Below are 14,246 nucleotides of genomic sequence, written 5' to 3'. Positions count from 1 at the left end.
GTTCTCCCGCAACTCCACATTGTTACACAGAGAATCAGAAAATGCATTCCAATACTGTATATTCAAACAGGTCAAATTGTGTCATAATTAGCCGTTTCTGACAGCCGTTTGTCCTTCAAACAAACCAGGCAATCCGTGTTCCAACCGGGAAAGGTGAATGGATAAGATCGAAGTTCGGGGCGCCCGCACCCACAATCTCAAGAATATCAACCTGATAATCCCTCGCGACAAGCTGATTGTCGTGACCGGGCTGTCGGGGTCTGGCAAATCCTCACTGGCTTTCGACACCCTGTATGCCGAAGGACAGCGTCGTTACGTTGAATCACTCTCTGCGTACGCGCGTCAGTTCCTGTCGCTGATGGAAAAACCGGATGTCGACCACATTGAAGGGTTGTCCCCTGCTATCTCTATTGAGCAGAAATCCACCTCGCATAACCCGCGTTCAACGGTCGGTACCATTACCGAAATCCATGACTACCTGCGTCTGCTGTATGCCCGCGTGGGTGAGCCGCGCTGCCCGGACCACGACGTCCCGCTGGCGGCACAGACCGTCAGCCAGATGGTGGACAACGTCCTGTCGCAGCCGGAAGGCAAGCGCCTGATGCTGCTGGCGCCGATCATCAAAGAGCGTAAGGGTGAGCACACCAAAACGCTGGAAAACCTGGCAAGCCAGGGTTATATCCGCGCCCGTATTGACGGCGAAGTGTGTGACCTGTCCGATCCGCCCAAGCTGGAACTGCAGAAGAAGCACACCATCGAGGTGGTGATTGATCGCTTTAAGGTGCGTGACGATCTCGCCACGCGTCTCGCAGAATCGTTTGAAACGGCGCTGGAACTCTCCGGCGGCACGGCCGTGGTCTCCGATATGGACGACCCGAAAGCGGAAGAGCTGCTCTTCTCCGCCAACTTTGCCTGCCCGATTTGCGGCTACAGCATGCGCGAGCTGGAACCGCGCCTGTTCTCGTTCAACAACCCGGCGGGCGCCTGCCCGACGTGTGACGGCCTGGGCGTGCAGCAGTATTTCGATCCGGACCGCGTGATCCAAAATCCGGAGCTTTCTTTGGCGGGCGGCGCCATTCGCGGCTGGGACAAGCGTAACTTCTATTACTTCCAGATGCTGAAGTCGCTGGCGGAGCACTACAAGTTCGACGTGGAAGCGCCGTGGGCCAGCCTGAGCCCGAACGTACACAAAGTGATCCTGTTCGGCTCTGGCAAAGAGAACATCGAGTTCAAATACATGAACGATCGCGGTGATACCTCCGTACGTCGCCACCCGTTCGAAGGGGTGCTGCACAATATGGAGCGCCGCTACAAAGAGACCGAATCCAGCGCGGTGCGCGAAGAGCTGGCGAAGTTCATCAGCAACCGCTCCTGCGCCACCTGCGAGGGCACGCGCCTGCGTCGCGAAGCGCGCCACGTGTTTGTGGAAAATACGGCGCTGCCGACCATCTCAGACATGAGCATCGGCCACGCGATGGACTTCTTCAATAACCTGAAGCTCTCTGGCCAGCGCGCGAAAATCGCCGAAAAAGTGCTGAAAGAGATTGGCGATCGCCTGAAGTTCCTGGTGAACGTCGGCCTGAACTACCTGACACTTTCCCGCTCGGCAGAAACGCTCTCCGGCGGTGAAGCCCAACGTATTCGTCTGGCGAGCCAGATTGGTGCGGGCCTGGTGGGCGTGATGTACGTGCTGGACGAGCCGTCAATCGGCCTGCACCAGCGCGATAACGAACGTCTGCTCGGCACCCTGATCCACCTGCGCAATCTCGGTAACACGGTGATTGTGGTCGAGCACGACGAAGACGCGATCCGCGCCGCAGACCACGTGATCGACATCGGCCCGGGTGCTGGCGTGCACGGTGGCCAGGTGGTGGCGGAAGGGACGCTGAAAGACATTATGGCGGTGCCCGAGTCGCTGACCGGCCAGTACATGAGCGGCAAGCGCAAGATTGATGTACCCAAACAGCGCGTAGCAGCGGATCCGGAAAAAGTGCTGAAGCTGACCGGCGCGCGCGGCAACAACCTGAAAGACGTCACCCTGACCCTGCCCGTCGGGCTGTTTACCTGTGTCACCGGCGTGTCCGGCTCCGGTAAATCGACGCTGATCAACGATACGCTGTTCCCAATTGCACAGACCGCGCTAAACGGTGCGACGCTGGCAGAGCCGGCACCGTACCGCGACATTCAGGGGCTGGAGCATTTCGATAAAGTTATCGATATCGACCAGAGCCCGATTGGCCGTACGCCGCGATCTAACCCGGCAACCTATACCGGCGTTTTCACGCCCGTACGTGAACTGTTTGCCGGTGTGCCGGAAGCGCGTTCACGCGGGTATACGCCAGGGCGTTTCAGCTTTAACGTACGCGGCGGCCGCTGCGAAGCGTGCCAGGGCGATGGCGTGATCAAGGTTGAGATGCACTTCCTGCCGGATATCTACGTGCCGTGCGACCAGTGCAAAGGCAAACGCTATAACCGCGAAACGCTGGAGATTAAGTACAAGGGCAAGACCATCCACGAAGTGCTGGACATGACTATCGAAGAGGCGCGCGAGTTCTTTGACGCCGTTCCCGCACTGGCGCGTAAGCTGCAGACGCTGATGGACGTCGGCCTGACCTACATTCGTCTGGGTCAGTCCGCAACAACGCTGTCCGGCGGTGAAGCGCAGCGCGTGAAGCTGGCGCGCGAGCTGTCAAAACGCGGTACTGGCCAGACGCTGTATATCCTGGATGAGCCGACCACCGGTCTGCACTTTGCCGACATCCAGCAGCTGCTGGACGTGCTGCATCAACTGCGCGATCAGGGCAACACTATCGTGGTCATCGAACATAACCTGGACGTGATTAAAACCGCGGACTGGATTGTCGATCTCGGCCCGGAAGGCGGCAGCGGCGGCGGTGAAATCCTCGTCTCCGGTACGCCAGAGACCGTTGCAGAGTGCGAAGCCTCGCACACCGCGCGCTTCCTTAAACCGTTGCTGTAATTGTCAGACGGAGAGCTGCTGTCGGGTCGTTTCCGGCAGCAGCTCAACCGCCTGCTGATAGGATGCGTCCACCAGGTAGTAAATTTGTGAGCCTGGAATCGATCCATCCAGATAGACGGTGCTCCAGTGCGCCTTATTGAGGTGCTGGCTCGGCCTCACGTCATCATGCTGCTGACGGAGTAAATCGGCCAGTTCAGGGCTGGTTTTCAGCGACGCCGCCGGACGGCCTTCCACCTCTTTCACCATCGCAAACAGCACATCCCCCACCTTAACCTGCGTGGCCTTCCAGTCGCTGTGGACGCTCTGCTCCGCGCCGGGCTTGCTCATGCAGTACTGAAGTATCTCCGAAATTGTCATCTTTATTCCCCTTGTAGCGTGGCGATAATTTTACGCGAACCACCGTGAATGCGATGCTCTCCCAGCCAGATCCCCTGCCACGTGCCCAGCAACAGCCGCCCGTTGTGGACCGGCAGCATCAACGATACGCCCAGCAAAGAGGATTTAATATGCGAAGGCATATCGTCCGCCCCCTCATAGTCATGCTCGTAAGGGGCGTTGTCCGGGACGCTCTTCAGAAAATGCCGCTCCATGTCAGACCGGACGGTGGGATCGCAATTTTCATTCAGCGTCAGAGAGGCAGACGTATGCTGAAGCAGCAGATGCAGCAAACCCGTTCTGACGCACGACAGGTCGCGGAGTTGCCCGATGACTTCATCCGTCACCAGGTGAAATCCGCGTGGCTTCGCGCTTAAGGTCAGGGTCTGTTGGTACCACATAGGCTGCTCCGTGATGAAAGATGAATCTTTCTAAGTGTGCAGCAAGAAGACGAAAGGTAAAACCCGCAGCAGCGAGATTTGATTAAAAAAGAATCAAACTCGCTGCCAGGGACTCAGTACTCCGAGTTGACGATCACCTCTTCGCCAAACTTTCCGGCCATCGGCAGCGGTCGATAGGTAGAGTTAGACGCGCGTAACACCCTGATCCCTCTGGCTCCTGCATCCTGCGCGGCGGTAATATCGTTATCCGAATCGCCATAAAACACTTTGATGTTTTTCTTTTCCAGCCACTGGGTTTTGGTGTTTTGCCCCTCTTTGTCACCGGCAAAAATGACCGGGTTCATGTTGGCTGCCGGGATCTGGAAATCGTCCTGCAGTGTTCTGGAGACGGTTTCCGTTTTGGTCTGGCTACGACCGGTGACGAAATAAATACTGTCGCCACGCTTAACATGCATAGCAATTACCGCCCGGGCGACCTCTTTCGGAATGCTGTACTCGTCCCAGCCGTTATTCATCTTTTCCCAGAACTCCGGGTTCTTCAGATACGCTTCGCTGTCGGGAGAATACATTTTTTTGCCGCGCCAGAATCCCGGGCTTGAGAACAACACGGTATCGTCAATATCGAAGCCCACGGCCATTGGTGGGCGCCCCATCAGGCTGTTTTCGATTTGGGCCACGGAAACCCAGTGAATGGGCGCCTGCTCGGCGAGAATGGCGGCGGTAGTGCCGGTGTAAAGCGGCGTCGGGGCGGAAGCTCGCGCGACGACGGCGCTGTTAAGTGAGAACAATAAGCAGGCGGCGCTGAGCGCCAGTGTGATCTTGCGCATATTTTCCCCTGAATATTCAGCTTGTTATTGTTTTATTTTGAGTGAATGGTCAAAAAACTATCCGACCATAACCCCAGCGGGAGGTGAAAGGAAGGAGTTTTTGCTTATGAAGCGGAATAAAAAGAAGACGATCACAAAGCTCAGCGCCACCGGGCAATGACTGGCACCGGCGCGAACAAAAAAGCCGGGTGGCGGCTGCGCCTTACCCGGCCTACATATAGCATGCAAGTAAGTGAATACTTACATTACGGAGGCAAACGCCTGCGCCACGCGATGAACGTTGCCGGCATTCAGGCCCGCCACGCACATACGGCCGCTGGCGATCAGGTAGACGCCGAACTCTTCGCGCAGGCGATCGACCTGCGCCGCGCTCAGTCCGGTATAGCTGAACATCCCGCGCTGCTTGAGCAGATAATCAAAGTTATGCCCGGGCACGGCCTCTTTCAGGACATTAACCAGCTCCTGACGCATCGACAGGATGCGCTTACGCATCGCCTCCACTTCGCCAAGCCAGGACGCTTTCAGCGTTTCGTCACCGAGAACCGTTGCCACCACCTGCGCACCAAAGTTTGGCGGGCTGGAGTAGATACGGCGCACCGTCGCTTTCAGCTGACCCAGCACGCGGCTGGCTGCTTCGGCGTCTTCACATACCACGGAAAGACCACCAACGCGTTCACCGTACAGGGAGAAGATTTTAGAGAAGGAGTTACTCACCAGAACAGGCAGCCCGGCGCTGGCAGCGGCGCGAATGGCATAGGCGTCTTCTTCCATACCCGCGCCAAAGCCCTGATAGGCGATATCGAGGAATGGGATCAGGTTACGGGCCTTCAGCACCTCAATCACCGCATCCCACTGAGCATTGGTGAGATCGGCACCGGTCGGGTTATGGCAGCACGGATGCAGCAGCACAATACTGCGCTCCGGCAGGGTGTTCAGTTTTTCCAGCAGCGCATCAACGCGCACGCCGTTAGTTTCACTGTCAAACCACGGATAGGTCGCCACCTTAAAGCCCGCGCCCTCGAAGATCGCAACGTGGTTTTCCCACGTCGGGTCGCTGACCCACACGCCTGAATCCGGGAAATATTTTTTCAGGAAGTCTGCGCCCACTTTCAGCGCACCCGAGCCGCCCAGCGTCTGGATGGTCGCCACGCGTTTTTGCGCGAGCACCGCGTGATCGGCGCCGAACAGAAGCGGTGCGATGGTGTTGCGATAAGCGTTTAGCCCTTCCATCGGCAGATACAGAGAAGCGCCGTGTGGAACAGCGTTCAGACGCGCTTCGGCTTCAGCTACGGCTTTTAATTGAGGAATAATGCCATCCTCGTTGTAATACAGACCGATGCTGAGGTTCACTTTGTCGCTGCGAGGATCTTCTTTAAAACGCTCCATTAAGGAGAGGATAGGGTCGCCGGCATAGGCGTCAACTTTCTGAAACACGCGATAGTTCTCCGGAATTCGATGAGGCAGGGATTTCAACAATAAACCGGAAGCAGGTGAAGGTCGAGTGCGATATCAGGCCAGACACTCGATATATCGGCAAATGCAATCGATTCGCTCAGGCACCGAGCCCTGCACGCGCAGAAAAGGAATGTTTCGTTGTGATAGCTCTGCTTCATACCATACCTGCTGTCTGTGGCGAAACGCCTCCCCCTGCCGGGTGCCATCCTGCACAAACGGAAAATCATCTCCGCAAAGTACGACCAGTGCATAGTCTCGTTCAGCAAGCGCCATTAACGCCTGCGGCGCGCTGCCAAACTGATCGAGGGCGTAAAACAGGGTCGTTAAAGGTGACGTATCACAGACCAGATAAGGCGCCGTGCAGGCTGATTCTTCCCGACGCACCTGCTCGCGGGCAATATGCAGCAAATCCTCCAGATCAAGGATGCCGTTCTTCTCTTCCCAGTGTTCACGACCATACTCTGCAACGTACGGAACGTTTAGCGTTTGCGCCAGTGCCTTTGCAAGCGTGCTTTTGCCCGTCGATTCTCCACCTAATAAGCAGATACGAAAAACAAAGCTGCGATACACCTCAGGGGACATCATCTTGCGATAACGATGAACATCAGAGCGGATGAGCGTTCCCGATGGAGCTTCTGGTCCCTGTTGACGCTGGAGACGCACGTGCGCAACCGGTCGTCCGAAACGCTGGCTCAGGACAGTGGCAAACCCGTCTCCATAGTCTTCGGCAGTAAATACCGCCTCTGGCTGACAATGCAGAATGTCCTCACATAGCGTTGCAACATAATGCCGGTGAAGATCGTCATCAGCGTCATTCGGTGGCGGTGGCGCAAGGCCATATGAAGCCAACACTTGCGGCGAAAGCACGAGGTGGCGACATTGTGGGAAGCGCGTTGTTAACCAGTTAAGCCGCTTTTCAGGTTCGTAACCGCGTATTTCCGGTGACGAATAGCTGATGATACAGACCGTCTCGCACTGCTCAAGTGCCGTATTGATAAGCGCTTCATGGCCCGCATGTAATGGTGCGAATTTGCCTACCACCAGGCCGTTGGCATACAGCGTCATTGCGCACGGATCTCCTTGCGCCACTGATACAGTCCGTGCCACGCATTAAACCAAAACACCAGATATAAACCGGCGGTCAGATACAGTTCTCTCGTCGCGTACAGCGGTACTGCCAGCGTGTTAACGGCAAGCCAGATGTACCAGTTTTCCAGACGCCGTCCCATCAACATAAACTGAGCAAGAATACTGAATGTCAAAATGATGGAGTCCAGCCAGGGGGCCCATGCATTGGTATAAAGATGCAATATCCACCCGTACGCCGCTGCTACGCTTACGGCGCAGGCTAAAAGCATAAAAAAATGTCCCGGTCTGGTACGACGAACAGTCAAGACCTCTCCATGATTGCCTTTAAGCCAATGCAGCCAGCCGGTTATGCTCGTTATGATGAAAAAGAACTGAAGGGTAACGTCAGCATAAAGCTGTACAGAATAGAAGACCCAGGCATAAAGCCCGCTACCAATGATACCTATCCACCACGTATGGATATTGTTTCTGGCGGCCAGCCAGACTGAGAGAGCATAGGCCAGACACGCAGCGATTTCTGAAGGGGACATTATCCTTCCCTGGAATAAAATGTTAGTCGACGTACTTCATCGCCACCCGAGACGTCAGGCGTGTGATAAGTTCGTAAGCACTCACTTTCGTGATTTCAGCAATACGTTCAACGGGTAAACCTTCCCCCCACATCACCACATCGTCGCCGGGTTTATCCTGGGCTTCAGGACCCAGATCGACACAAATCATGTCCATCGCCACGCGGCCAACGATCTTCACTTCGCGACCGTTGACCAGCACCGGCGTACCCGTGGGTGCAGCGCGCGGATATCCGTCGCCATAGCCCATCGCCACGACGCCGAGGCGGGTATCACGCTCGCTGATCCAGGTGCCGCCGTAGCCCACCGGCTCACCGGCTTTGTGTTCGCGCACGGCAATCAGAGTAGACACCAGAGACATGACTGGCTGAAAACCCATGTCCGGCCCCCAGGGTTTATTCTCCAGCGGCGACACGCCGTAAAGAATGATGCCTGGTCGCGCCCAGTCGAAATGCGACTGCGGCCACAGCAGGATCCCGCCGGATGCGGCGATCGAGCGCATCCCCGGCTTGCCTTCGCAGAAGGTATTAAAAATATCCAGCTGCCGCTCGGTCGCACCGCACTCGGGCTCATCGGCACGGGCGAAGTGGCTGACAATATTCACCGGCTGGCGCACGTTTTTACACCGGCATAAACGCTGATAAAACGCTTCCGCATTTTCCGGACGCACGCCCAGACGATGCATGCCCGTATCAAGCTTCATCCACACGGTCACCGGCTCGCTCAGCTCGGCGGTTTCCAGTGCGGCCAGCTGTTCTTCGTTGTGTACCGCCGTGTGCAGATGCTGATCTGCGATGGTTGGCAGATCGGTGGCTTCGAAAAAGCCTTCGAGGAGCAGAATCGGTTGGGTAATCCCCCCCGCGCGCAGGCGGAGGGCTTCTTCAAGACGGGCGACGCCAAAGGCGTCGGCATCGGGGAGCGTTCGCGCGGTCTCAAGAAGACCGTGTCCGTAAGCGTTCGCTTTCACGACTGCAACGAGCTTGCTGGCGGGGGCCAGTTCACGCAGACGTTGCAGGTTGTGTCGCAGAGCGCGGCGGTTAATTACAACAGTTGCCGCTTGCATTTGAATTCCTTAGAAATTACTCATCATCATATTGAGGACCGGCATAGTTGTCGAAACGCGACCACTGTCCGTTAAAGGTCAGACGTACCGTCCCGATCGGGCCGTTACGTTGTTTACCAATAATAATTTCGGCGATCCCTTTCAGGTCGCTGTTCTCGTGATAAACCTCATCACGGTAGATAAACATGATTAAGTCGGCATCCTGCTCGATGGAGCCGGATTCACGCAGGTCGGAGTTGACCGGGCGCTTGTCAGCACGTTGTTCCAGAGAACGGTTAAGCTGCGACAGCGCCACCACCGGCACGTGCAACTCTTTGGCTAACGCCTTGAGCGAGCGGGAAATTTCGGCGATCTCCAGCGTACGGTTGTCGGAGAGCGACGGGACGCGCATCAGCTGAAGGTAGTCGATCATGATAAGGCCGATACCGCCGTGTTCACGGGCGATACGACGCGCGCGGGAACGGACTTCCGTCGGCGTCAGGCCGGAAGAGTCATCAATATAGATGTTCCGTTTTTCCAGCAGAATGCCCATGGTGCCGGAGATGCGCGCCCAGTCCTCATCGTCGAGCTGGCCGGTACGGATGCGGGTCTGGTCCACGCGTGACAGCGATGCCAGAGAACGCATCATGATCTGCTCAGAGGGCATCTCAAGACTGAAAATCAGTACCGGCTTATCCTGCAACATCGCCGCATTTTCGACGAGGTTCATCGCAAATGTCGTTTTACCCATCGACGGACGCGCGGCAACGATAATCAAATCCGACGGCTGCAAACCGGCGGTTTTCTTGTTGAGATCGTCATAACCGGTGTTCACCCCGGTCACACCGTCGTGCGGCTGCTGGAACAGCTGTTCGATACGGGCGACGGTGGCGTCGAGGACATCGGCGATGTTTTTGGGGCCTTCGTCTTTGTTGGCGCGGCTTTCGGCGATTTTGAAGACGCGGGACTCGGCAAGATCGAGCAGGTCTTCGCTGGTGCGCCCCTGCGGATCAAAACCGGCTTCGGCGATCTCATTCGCCACCGAGATCATCTCTCGGACAACGGCACGTTCACGCACGATGTCGGCATAAGCGCTGATGTTCGCCGCACTTGGCGTGTTTTTTGACAGTTCTGCCAGATAGGCAAACCCGCCGACGCTGTCCAGCTGTCCCTGACGCTCCAGCGATTCCGCGAGCGTGATCAGGTCAATCGGGCTACCCGACTCCTGCAGGCGCGCCATTTCGGTAAAGATATGACGGTGCGGACGGGTGTAGAAATCCTCTGACACCACGCGCTCGGCGACGTCGTCCCAGCGTTCGTTATCCAGCATTAAACCGCCCAACACCGACTGTTCCGCTTCAATCGAGTGCGGCGGGACTTTTAACCCTGCGACCTGGAAATCACGCTCGCGAGGTTCAGTCTGTTTGTTGAAGGGTTTGTTTCCTGCCATAGTGAATGGAGTTACCGAGATAAAGAGTGGGTCGAAAGATTACCACATTCTGGAGGAAGCATGGCAACACGTATTGAATTTCACAAGCATGGTGGCCCTGACGTACTCAACGCGGTGGAGTTCACCCCCACCGCGCCTGGCGAAAACGAAGTGCAGGTTGAAAACAAAGCCATCGGCATAAACTACATCGACACCTATATTCGCGGCGGGCTCTACCCGCCTCCGTCGATGCCAAGCGGACTGGGCACCGAGGCAGCCGGTGTCGTCATCAAAGTGGGCAGCGCGGTTAAGCATCTTAAAGAGGGTGACCGCGTGGTGTATGCGCAATCTGCGCTGGGCGCTTACAGCTCCGTCCACAACGTCCCGGCGGATAAAGCCGCCCTGCTGCCTAATGCCATCTCCTTTGAGCAGGCGGCGGCCTCCTTTCTGAAAGGCTTAACCGTTTACTACCTGTTGCGTAAAACCTATGAAATTAAACCCGACGAGCAGTTCCTGTTTCATGCCGCGGCGGGTGGTGTCGGGCTCATCGCCTGTCAGTGGGCAAAAGCGCTGGGTGCAAAACTGATCGGCACCGTGGGCAATGCCCAAAAAGCGCAGCGCGCACTGCAGGCGGGCGCCTGGCAGGTGATTAACTACCGTGAAGAGAGCATCGTCGAACGGCTGAAGGAGATCACAAGCGGCAAAAAGGTGCGCGTCGTGTATGACTCGGTTGGGAAAGACACCTGGGAAGCATCGCTGGACTGCCTGCAGCGTCGTGGGCTGATGGTGAGCTTCGGAAACGCCTCAGGTGCTGTCACCGGCGTGAATCTCGGCATCCTGAACCAGAAAGGCTCGCTGTACGTCACGCGCCCTTCCCTGCAGGGCTACATCACCAACCGGGAAGAACTTGAGGAAGCCAGCAATGAGCTGTTCTCACTGATCGCCAGCGGCGTCATTAAGGTGGATGTGGCAGAAGCGCAGAAATACCCGCTAGCCGATGCGCAGCGTGCGCATGAGGTGCTGGAGAGCCGGGCAACGCAGGGGTCGAGTTTGTTGATTCCCTGAGCCCCAAAAAGAAATTGGGCTTCCCGTGGGAAGCCCTTTCTTTTTTTAGTTCGGCTGTATGTAGGGTACAGCGCGATGAATTCTTTAACGGCAGTCATAGTGACAGATTCGATAAGTAAATCCTATTCTGTTCTAAGCCATGCTGCCGGAAAAGTTACAACTCTGTGACGAACCCCTCAATACCTTAGTAACGGAAGCGGTTATTGCGCTGATAACTGGGTACTTTTGGCGATTTAATCGCCCGTATCACCCACACCACCGCCACGGCCAGCAGTAGCCACGGCAGCAGTTTGATCGTCAGGGCAAACAATCCGCCAATAAACATGACGACCGTCGCCACCACGATAGCCGCCAGAATGCCGAGCAGCGAAATGCCCGTTGCTAACAGCATGACAAAAAAGCCAATCACAAAAAGTAGTTCCAGCATGGTGCTCTCCCACGAGTTCCCGAATGATGCTGCAAACATTACAAGAATCATGCCAGACATAACCTGTTGTTCTTAAAGCAAAACGCCCCGCGAGAATTCGCAGGGCGTGGTGAATTTGACGAACTTTTAGCGAAAGTTATCGCTTGTCTGCCACCAGTCGCAGCGCATGTTCCAGCACCTCGATATCGGCACCGGCTTTATGTGCGTTTTCGCTCAGGTAGCGACGCCACTGACGCGCGCCCGGAATGCCCTGGAACAGCCCAAGCATATGGCGGGTGATATGGCCGAGATACGTACCGTTGCTCAGCTCGCGCTCAATGTAAGGATACATCGCCCGCACGACGGCAACCGGATCGGTGTCTGCACCTTCGATGCCAAAGATTTCGCGATCGACCGTCGCCAGAATGCCCGGATTCTGATACGCCTCGCGCCCAACCATCACCCCATCCATATGTTCAAGGTGCGCTTTGGCCTCTTCCAGCGACTTGATGCCGCCGTTAATGGACATGGTCAGGTGCGGGAAGTCACGCTTCAGCTGATACACGCGCGGATAGTCCAGCGGCGGGATTTCACGGTTCTCTTTCGGGCTCAGGCCGGAGAGCCAGGCTTTTCGCGCATGGATGATGAACATCTCGCATTCACCCTTTCCGGAGACCGTATTGATGAAATCGCACAGGAATTCGTAGCTGTCCTGGTCGTCAATCCCGATACGGGTTTTGACCGTCACCGGAATGGAAACAACATCACGCATCGCCTTGATACAGTCCGCCACCAGTTGGGCATTCCCCATCAGGCAGGCACCGAACATACCGTTTTGCACACGGTCGGACGGACAGCCAACGTTCAGGTTGATCTCGTCGTAGCCGCGCGCTTCCGCCAGCTTCGCACACTGCGCCAGCGCGGCCGGATCGCTGCCGCCCAGCTGCAGGGCAACCGGATGCTCTTCTTCGCTATAGGCCAGATAGTCGCCCTTCCCGTGGATGATTGCGCCCGTGGTCACCATTTCGGTGTACAGCAGCGTATGGCGGGAGAGCTGGCGCAGGAAATAGCGGCAGTGTCTGTCCGTCCAGTCGAGCATCGGCGCAATGGAAAAACGGTGTGCAGGGAAAGCGGTCTGTAATTCTGACGACATGGCGAAGTTTTAAGCATCTGGTGGAAAAGGGGCGCTACTATAGCACAAAGAAAAGCCGGAGGCGCAGCGCCTCCGGTTGACTTTAGAACGTCATGCTCAGCTGAGCCCCTGCGCCCCAGGTTTCGTCTTCACCGTACAGGCCCATCAGGTCAACATGCACGGTGCTAAACGGCGCGAAACCGACACCGCCGGTAAAGACATTGCTGTCGTTACCCTTCACGTCGGCACGATAACCCGCACGGACCGCCAGCCAGCTCAGCGGCGTCACCTCGGCACCGACACCCACGTACTGCGACGTATCTTCGCTCTTGAAGCCTTTGGTTTCCGTCAGATCGCCATCGGCGGTCAGCGTCACCAGGTCGTTGTGCCAGGCAGCACCGGCGGTCACCAGCGGACGGATCTGGTAGGTGTCTTTATAGCTCACCACTTCTCCCGTACGGCCATTGCGGATACGGATATCTTTGGTGTCGATATCACGCGACATCAGGTTTTGTCCGCTCACGCCGACGGTCCAGTTTTCGCCGAAATCGGCCGCAATGCCGGCATCCACGTTGAAGCCCGTATCGTCAGTACGGTAGCGGCTGTCGTTCCACTTGTTACTGTCGTAATCGTAGATGGACGTGGTGTAGTTATAGACCCAGGTTTTTTGCAGTTTTGGTGTTACGCCCACGGAAACCGGGACGCCGCCGAGATCAAACTGACGGGCAACGGCAACACCGTAGTCGGAGACAATCGCCGCCCGGCCGGACGCCGTTGAGTTGAGGTTCTTAGTGATCTGATCCGTACCGTTCAGCGCAGCATCCAGCGCAACACCGGCCGCCACCACATTACTTCGTTGAATACCACGCAGATAATCAATGTCTTGCTGATCGATAGACGAGCTCACCCGGCCATGGGCATAGCCTTTCGCCATGAAGGCGACGGAAAGGACATCGTTAGGGATACTTACCGCAAGCCCTGCACCAGCCGTTGCGCGTGCGGTTTTGCCTTTGAGATAGTCCAGCTCATCGGCCAGATCTTTGGCCGCGCCCTGGAATTGATTAATGGAACCTAACGGATTGGTGATAATTTCTCGTGGCGTGAGATTATCAACCACATCCTTGTAGTGATTGATTTTGTCGTTGATGTTATCAATCTCGTCCTGAAGATTGTCTTCATCCGTCACCTGTACCCCAACGGCTGGCAAGATGACCGTCACATCATCGTCCGGTTTTGCCTTTGCCAGCAGCGCCGGGTTGATTAACGCCCCACTGCCATAGCTTCCCGACGCCACGCCGGTGCCACCCATGGCGTCACTGCGTGATTCTGTCCAGGTATTGGCTGCTCCCGCCTGATTTGCCATAAACAAGGAGACAGCAATGCTAACCACCGAAAATTTAAAATTTTTTTTCACAGTATGCCCGTTATAGTCTGTTATGAAATAACCCCTGTCTGTTATCACCCAAACAGGAACGA

The 14,246-nt window shown here is 56.3% G+C and carries 13 protein-coding genes; 2 read left to right on the top strand and 11 right to left on the bottom strand.

Features of this window, described 5'->3' with window-relative positions:
• The first annotated feature begins 157 nt into the window (after positions 1 to 157).
• A complete protein-coding gene (uvrA, locus tag KGP25_RS01945; RefSeq protein ID WP_045909175.1) occupies positions 158 to 2,980 on the top strand; it encodes an excinuclease ABC subunit UvrA in 2,823 nt (940 codons plus the stop codon).
• A gap of 3 nt (positions 2,981 to 2,983) precedes the next feature.
• Here uvrA and KGP25_RS01940 read toward each other — a convergent pair whose 3' ends face one another.
• The 8 genes from KGP25_RS01940 to dnaB all read right to left on the bottom strand — a co-directional run bounded on the left by KGP25_RS01940 (position 2,984) and on the right by dnaB (position 10,188).
• The gene (locus KGP25_RS01940; protein ID WP_008503382.1) at positions 2,984 to 3,337 is read right to left on the bottom strand and encodes an MmcQ/YjbR family DNA-binding protein; all 354 of its coding nucleotides are present in this window, start codon (positions 3,335 to 3,337) and stop codon (positions 2,984 to 2,986) included.
• 2 nt (positions 3,338 to 3,339) lie between these two features.
• Positions 3,340 to 3,756, bottom strand: coding sequence for a secondary thiamine-phosphate synthase enzyme YjbQ (locus tag KGP25_RS01935; RefSeq protein WP_223539882.1), 417 nt, complete (start codon positions 3,754 to 3,756; stop codon positions 3,340 to 3,342).
• 113 nt (positions 3,757 to 3,869) lie between these two features.
• On the bottom strand, positions 3,870 to 4,583 hold the full coding sequence (gene aphA / locus KGP25_RS01930) for an acid phosphatase AphA (protein ID WP_111967844.1): 714 nt from the start codon (positions 4,581 to 4,583) through the stop codon (positions 3,870 to 3,872).
• A gap of 240 nt (positions 4,584 to 4,823) precedes the next feature.
• On the bottom strand, positions 4,824 to 6,017 hold the full coding sequence (tyrB, locus tag KGP25_RS01925) for an aromatic amino acid transaminase (RefSeq protein WP_048226451.1): 1,194 nt from the start codon (positions 6,015 to 6,017) through the stop codon (positions 4,824 to 4,826).
• A 75-nt stretch (positions 6,018 to 6,092) separates the two neighbouring features.
• Positions 6,093 to 7,103 (bottom strand): AAA family ATPase, encoded by a 1,011-nt coding sequence (locus KGP25_RS01920; RefSeq protein WP_223539881.1) that lies wholly within the window; start codon positions 7,101 to 7,103, stop codon positions 6,093 to 6,095.
• Positions 7,100 to 7,657 carry a nicotinamide riboside transporter PnuC gene (gene pnuC / locus KGP25_RS01915; protein ID WP_021242759.1) on the bottom strand — a complete coding sequence of 186 codons (558 nt, stop codon included), beginning with the start codon at positions 7,655 to 7,657 and terminating at the stop codon, positions 7,100 to 7,102. The genes KGP25_RS01920 and pnuC overlap by 4 nt, the downstream gene beginning before the upstream one ends.
• Positions 7,658 to 7,679: 22 nt before the next feature.
• Positions 7,680 to 8,759 (bottom strand): alanine racemase, encoded by a 1,080-nt coding sequence (gene alr / locus KGP25_RS01910; RefSeq protein ID WP_111967852.1) that lies wholly within the window; start codon positions 8,757 to 8,759, stop codon positions 7,680 to 7,682.
• 16 nt (positions 8,760 to 8,775) lie between these two features.
• A complete protein-coding gene (dnaB, locus tag KGP25_RS01905) occupies positions 8,776 to 10,188 on the bottom strand; it encodes a replicative DNA helicase (protein WP_008503375.1) in 1,413 nt (470 codons plus the stop codon).
• A 60-nt stretch (positions 10,189 to 10,248) separates the two neighbouring features.
• Here dnaB and KGP25_RS01900 point away from each other — a divergent pair, with 60 nt between their 5' ends.
• Entirely contained in the window at positions 10,249 to 11,232 is a 984-nt protein-coding gene (locus KGP25_RS01900) for a quinone oxidoreductase (protein WP_048226446.1), read from the top strand.
• Positions 11,233 to 11,416: 184 nt separating this feature from the next.
• Here KGP25_RS01900 and pspG read toward each other — a convergent pair whose 3' ends face one another.
• The 3 genes from pspG to KGP25_RS01885 all read right to left on the bottom strand — a co-directional run bounded on the left by pspG (position 11,417) and on the right by KGP25_RS01885 (position 14,184).
• Complete coding sequence (gene pspG / locus KGP25_RS01895) at positions 11,417 to 11,659, bottom strand: envelope stress response protein PspG (protein WP_008503373.1); 243 nt, start codon at positions 11,657 to 11,659, stop codon at positions 11,417 to 11,419.
• Between the two features lie 136 nt (positions 11,660 to 11,795).
• A complete protein-coding gene (gene dusA / locus KGP25_RS01890; protein WP_032623124.1) occupies positions 11,796 to 12,791 on the bottom strand; it encodes a tRNA dihydrouridine(20/20a) synthase DusA in 996 nt (331 codons plus the stop codon).
• Positions 12,792 to 12,873: 82 nt separating this feature from the next.
• Positions 12,874 to 14,184, bottom strand: a complete 1,311-nt coding sequence (locus KGP25_RS01885; RefSeq protein WP_048030222.1) for a conjugal transfer protein TraF — start codon at positions 14,182 to 14,184, stop codon at positions 12,874 to 12,876.
• Positions 14,185 to 14,246 lie beyond the last annotated feature (62 nt).

This window comes from Enterobacter sp. JBIWA003, from assembly GCF_019968825.1.
GTDB classification, from domain to species: Bacteria; Pseudomonadota; Gammaproteobacteria; order Enterobacterales; family Enterobacteriaceae; genus Enterobacter; species Enterobacter quasiroggenkampii.
Note: the sequence above shows the minus strand (reverse complement) of the source record. Positions and strands in the feature narration are given on the sequence as shown.

Bases quoted from the DNA above. Each gene is read 5' to 3' on its own strand.
- uvrA (WP_045909175.1), top strand. From the start codon at position 158: ATGGATAAGATCGAAGTTCGGGGCGCCCGCACCCACAATCTCAAGAAT.
- KGP25_RS01940 (WP_008503382.1), bottom strand. From the start codon at position 3,337: ATGACAATTTCGGAGATACTTCAGTACTGCATGAGCAAGCCCGGCGCG.
- KGP25_RS01935 (WP_223539882.1), bottom strand. From the start codon at position 3,756: ATGTGGTACCAACAGACCCTGACCTTAAGCGCGAAGCCACGCGGATTT.
- aphA (WP_111967844.1), bottom strand. From the start codon at position 4,583: ATGCGCAAGATCACACTGGCGCTCAGCGCCGCCTGCTTATTGTTCTCA.
- KGP25_RS01920 (WP_223539881.1), bottom strand. From the start codon at position 7,103: ATGACGCTGTATGCCAACGGCCTGGTGGTAGGCAAATTCGCACCATTA.
- pnuC (WP_021242759.1), bottom strand. From the start codon at position 7,657: ATGTCCCCTTCAGAAATCGCTGCGTGTCTGGCCTATGCTCTCTCAGTC.
- alr (WP_111967852.1), bottom strand. From the start codon at position 8,759: ATGCAAGCGGCAACTGTTGTAATTAACCGCCGCGCTCTGCGACACAAC.
- dnaB (WP_008503375.1), bottom strand. From the start codon at position 10,188: ATGGCAGGAAACAAACCCTTCAACAAACAGACTGAACCTCGCGAGCGT.
- KGP25_RS01900 (WP_048226446.1), top strand. From the start codon at position 10,249: ATGGCAACACGTATTGAATTTCACAAGCATGGTGGCCCTGACGTACTC.
- pspG (WP_008503373.1), bottom strand. From the start codon at position 11,659: ATGCTGGAACTACTTTTTGTGATTGGCTTTTTTGTCATGCTGTTAGCA.
- dusA (WP_032623124.1), bottom strand. From the start codon at position 12,791: ATGTCGTCAGAATTACAGACCGCTTTCCCTGCACACCGTTTTTCCATT.